At 73.4% G+C, this 4,823-nt stretch carries 3 protein-coding genes; all 3 read left to right on the top strand.

The genetic code is table 11. From position 1 onward, the window contains the following. The coding region (locus FNH04_RS41280; protein ID WP_228031924.1) for an ATP-binding protein at positions 1–2,325 on the top strand (2,325 nt) is incomplete at its 5' end. Positions 2,326–2,380: 55 nt separating this feature from the next. Then, entirely contained in the window at positions 2,381–3,232 is an 852-nt protein-coding gene (locus FNH04_RS41275; RefSeq protein ID WP_152791339.1) for an ABC transporter ATP-binding protein, read from the top strand. A 2-nt stretch (positions 3,233–3,234) separates the two neighbouring features. After that, complete coding sequence (locus FNH04_RS41270) at positions 3,235–4,605, top strand: FtsX-like permease family protein (protein WP_152791337.1); 1,371 nt, start codon at positions 3,235–3,237, stop codon at positions 4,603–4,605. Positions 4,606–4,823: the final 218 nt, after the last annotated feature.

Below are 4,823 nucleotides of genomic sequence, written 5' to 3'. Positions count from 1 at the left end.
GCGCTGGAGGTGGCCGGACGGGCGGTGGAGCGGACCGGCGTGGAGGCCCGGTTCGTCGACCTGGCGGTGGTGAGCGCCGACGGGGCGGAGGGCGGAGCCGCCGAGGCAGTGGTCGGAGCGCTGGGACTGCACGACGCGGGGCCGTTGAAGGGCGGCGGCGGGCGGATGCGGCCGGACCCGGTGGACCGGCTGGTCGCCGCGCTCGCCGAGCGCGAGGCGCTGCTGGTGCTGGACAACTGCGAGCACGTGGTGGCGGAGACGGCCCAGCTGGTGCAGCGGCTGCTCGGAGCGTGTCGGCGGGTCCGGGTGCTGGCCACCAGCCGGGAGGCGCTGGGGATCACGGGAGAGTCGCTGTGGCCGCTGGCCCCGCTGGCGGTTCCTGCGGGCGGTGAGGCGGGTGGTCCGCAGGGGAGCGCGCCGGGCGCGGTCACCGCCGCTGAGGCGCTCGGTTTCGCAGCGGTGCGGCTGTTCGTGGACCGGGCGGCGGCGGTACGGCCCGGTTTCGCGCTGGGGGACGCGCAGGCGGGTTCGGTGCTGCGGGTCTGCGCTGCGCTGGACGGACTGCCGCTGGCCCTCGAACTGGCCGCGGCGCGGCTGCGCTCGCTGCCCCTCGCCGAGGTGGAGGCCCGCCTCGGTGACCGGTTCCGGCTGTTGGGGCGGGGGGAGCGTACGGCGGCGCCGCGGCACCGCACGTTGCGCGCGGTGGTGGAGTGGAGCTGGGACCTGCTGGACAAGGAGGAGCAGGCGCTGGCGCGCCGGCTGACGATGTTCGTGGGGGGTGCGCCGCTGGCGGCGGTGGAGGAGGTCTGCGCCTGCGACGAACTGGACGATCCGCTGGAGGCGGCCGTAGGGCTGGTGGACAAGTCACTGGTGGAGGTGGACGAGGCCGGTCGCTACCGGATGCTGGAGACCGTACGGGAGTTCTGCGCCGAACGGCTCGCGGAGTCGGGGGAGGAGGCGCGGCTGCGGGCGGCGCACGCGGAGTGGTTCCTGCGGCTGGCGGCCGAGGCGGAGCCGTGCCTGCGGCGGTCCGAGCAGCTTCAGTGGCTGCGGCGGTTGGACGCCGAGCACCTCAACCTGCTGGCGGCGCTGCGCCGTTCCGTGACCACGGTACCGGAGCGGGGGCTGCGGCTGGTCGCCCTGCTGAGCGGGTACTGGCTGCTGCGCGGGCTGCGCGGCCAGGCCGCGCCCTTGGCGGCGGAGCTGCTGCGTTCGACCGGCCGTCGGGTGCCGGACGGGCTGGACGACGAGTACGTCCTGTGCGTCCTGAACGCGAGAGCCGAGGGCCCCGGCCGGTCCGAGCAACAGGAGTGGTGGCGGCGGGCCCAGTCGATCATGGCGGAGCGCACGGCACCGCCGCGGTATCCGTATCTCAGCTTCCTGTGGGCGACGGCGGCGGGTCCCACCGACGCGAGCCTTGCGCGCCCCGAGGCACACATTGGAACGGATCCCTGGTCACAGGCACTGCTCCGGATGGGGAAGGGCTATCTGGCGCTGTTCGGTGGAGACGCGGGGGAGGCGGTGGAACGGGAGTTCGATGCGGCTCTGCGGGGTTTCCGTGACCTCGGAGACCGGCTCGGGTCTGCGGAGACCCTGGACGCCGCGGCTACGCTGGCGTCGCGGCGCGGGCACCATGCCCGGTCGTTGGAGCTGTGGGAGGAGGGCATCGCGGCGGCCGGCGAACTGGGCGCCGTGGCCGCGGTGGTGAACATGCGGTGCAACCGGGGATACGGGCTGCTGCGCGCCGGGGACCTCGGCGCGGCGCGTGCCGATTTCACCTGGGCGGAGTCGACAGCGCGGCGGGACGGCCTGCGGGAGGAGCTGGGCTCGGCCCGCTGCGGGCTCGGTGATGTCACCCGGCTGGAAAGCGACCTCACGACAGCCCGCAGACTCTACGAGTCGGCCCTGCACGGAGCCGAGGCGGAACTCGTCTTCGGTCAGGCGACCCGGGTGCGGGCGTTGGTGGGCCTGGGCCGGGTGGCCGAGGCGGAGGGCGACGCGGAGGGTGCGCTGGCCCGGCATCGGGAGGCGCTTGACGTATCACTGAGCGGCGGCGATCTCGGTGAGGCGGCCTGCGCGGTGGAGGGCCTGGCGGGGGCCGCGCTGTTGGCGGGCGACGGTGAACGCGCCGGACTGCTGCTGGGGCTGGGGCAGGCGGTGCGCGGCGGGGAACCGGCGAGGGAGCAGGACGCGGTGCGGACGGCGGCCGGGGTACGGGACCTGATCGGCGCCCGGCGGTTCGAGCAGGCCCTGAGACGGGGCGCGTCGATGACGGCGCAGGCGGCTCTGGCCGAACTGGGGACTGTGGGCCGCCCGGCACGGTAGGCGACGGTCAGCGGTCTGTCAGCCGACGGTAGGCGCGGGCGCCGATGGTTCCGGCATGACGAACTCACGGAGCACACAGAGCACGAACCAGGAGAGCACCGAGGCTCTGCGGCTGGTGGAGGTGCGCAAGACATACGGCGATGACAACGCCCGGGTGACCGCGCTGGACGGCGTCTCGCTCGACCTGACGCGCGGCACGTTCACCGCCGTGATGGGACCGTCCGGGTCCGGCAAGAGCACCCTGCTGCACTGCGCGGCCGGCCTGGACGAACCGGACACCGGCACGGTGTTCGTGGACGGCCTCGAACTGCGCGGCAAGAGCGAGACCGAGCTGACGAAGTTCCGCCGGCAGCGGATCGGCTTCGTCTTCCAGCAGTTCAACCTGCTGCCGACGCTCACGGTCGTGCAGAACACCACCCTGCCGCTGAAGCTGGCCGGCCGCCGCATCGACTCGGCACGGGCACGCGCCGTCCTGGAGCGGGTGGGACTGGGGCAGCGGCTCGACCACCTGCCCGGCCGGCTGTCCGGAGGCCAGCAGCAGCGGGTCGCCATCGCCAGGGCGCTCCTCGCGGAACCGAGCGTGGTCTTCGCCGACGAGCCGACCGGCGCGCTCGACAGTCACAGCGCCCGGGAGGTGCTGGGTCTGCTCCAGGAGTCGGTACGCACCTTCGGCCGGACCGTGGTGATGGTGACCCACGACCCGGTGGCCGCCTCCTACGCGGACGCGGTGGTGTTCCTCGCCGACGGGCGTCTCGCCGGGCGGATGTCCAGTCCCACCGCGCAGGCGGTGGCGGAGCGGCTGACCCACCTGGGCGACGAGATCGCGCGCCAGGGCCGGTACGACGGCACGAGCGGTGCCTACGCCGCAGCTCGCAACGGCAACGCTTCCGGAAGCGAGGGGATCTGATCATGTTCACCCTGGCTGTGAGGTCGCTGCGGCGACGGATGAGCGCCTTCACCGCGAGCTTCCTGGCGGTGTTCCTCGGCGCCGTACTCGTGATGGCCTTCGGATCGCTGTCCGACACCGGCGGCGCCGAAGGAGTGTCGGACACCGATCAGGAGACCCTGGTCACCATGTCGACGGTGGTGGGTGGCTGGGGCCTGGCCCTGGTGGCGTTCGCGGTCACCTCCACGCTCACCCTCTCCGTCCGGCAGCGGGCCACGGAGATGGCCCTGCTCAAGAGCGTCGGCGCCACCCCTGCCCAACTGCGGCGGATGATCCTGGGCGAGGCCGCGCTGCTGGCGCTGGCCGGGGCGCTGACGGCCGTCCCCGCCGGGGCGTTGGCCGGGCGCGGGCTGCTGGCGCTGCTGAAGTCCACCGACCAGGTGGCCGACGACGTGGCCTTCGCCTACGGACCGGTGGCGTTGGGCACCGGCCTCGGCGTCACCGTGCTGGGAGCCGCGGGCGCGGCGCTGCTGACGGCGCGTCGCGTCGCCAGGATGCGCGTGGTGGAGGCACTGGGCAGCACGGCCGACGCGAGCTCGGGCAGCGGACGGATGGGCAGGGGTCGGATCACCGCCGGCGTGCTGTTCCTTCTCGGTGGTCTGCACTTGAGCGTGATGGCCGCGGTGGCCGGCCCGGAGGGCTTCGACTCGATGCAGTTCGCCGGCTCGGCGGACATCCTGTTCGGGATCGGGATGGCGTTCTTCGCACCGGTGCTGGTGCGCTGGGCGACCGCGGTCCTGGCGCCTCCCGTGGAGCGGTTCGGCGGCGTCAGCGGCTACCTGGCGGTGCTCAACCTGCGCCAACGCACCGCCCAGTTGGCGGCCGCGATGACTCCGGTGATCCTGTTCGTCGGCATCTCGGTGGGCACGCTGTGGATGCAGGTCATCCAGAACGACGCCAACGCGGCCGCCGGTGTGGTGACCAACGCCGAGGACGAGGCCATCGAGACGCTGAACCTCGTGGTCACCGGGATGGTCGTGCTGTTCGCCTGCATCATGCTGGTCAACACACTGGTCGCCGTGACCGCCCACCGCCGCCGGGAGTTCGGCCAGCAGCGCCTCGCCGGGGCGACCCGCCGCCAGTTGCTGGGCATGGTCGTCCTGGAGGGCGCGGTGCTGACCGCCGCCGGGCTGGCGTTCGGCACTGTCGCCGCGCTGCCCACCGTGCTGCCGTTCAGCCACGCCAAGACCGACAGCTGGCTGCCCGACCCGGAATGGGGCATCTGGCTGGGCACCGCGGCGGTGGCCGTGGTGGTGACACTGGTCGCGCTGCTCGGCTCGTCACGCCGTGCCCTGCGGGCACCCGCCGCCGAGGCGGTGGCGGTCGCGGCCTGACCACCCGGTGCTCCAGGAGAAGCGAGGAGCGGCCCGCATCCCCAGCGGGCCGCGTAGCCTTCTTCGTTCCCCGGGGGCCTTCGCCATGACTGGCCCGCGCCGCACCGGACGACGTGACGCGGACCCGACCGATACCGCAAAAGACCAGGTCAGCCCAGCTTCCGGAACAGTCCCTCCTGGACGACGGACACGATCAGCTGCCCCTCCAGGTTGTAGAT

Source organism: Streptomyces phyllanthi, from assembly GCF_009377205.1.
GTDB lineage: Bacteria > Actinomycetota > Actinomycetes > Streptomycetales > Streptomycetaceae > Streptomyces > Streptomyces phyllanthi.
The sequence above is the reverse complement of the archived record's forward strand: the minus strand, read 5'-3'. Positions and strand labels throughout refer to the sequence as shown.

Excerpts from the sequence above, each read along its gene's own strand:
- FNH04_RS41275 (WP_152791339.1), top strand. The coding sequence starts at position 2,381 with ATGACGAACTCACGGAGCACACAGAGCACGAACCAGGAGAGCACCGAG.
- FNH04_RS41270 (WP_152791337.1), top strand. The coding sequence starts at position 3,235 with ATGTTCACCCTGGCTGTGAGGTCGCTGCGGCGACGGATGAGCGCCTTC.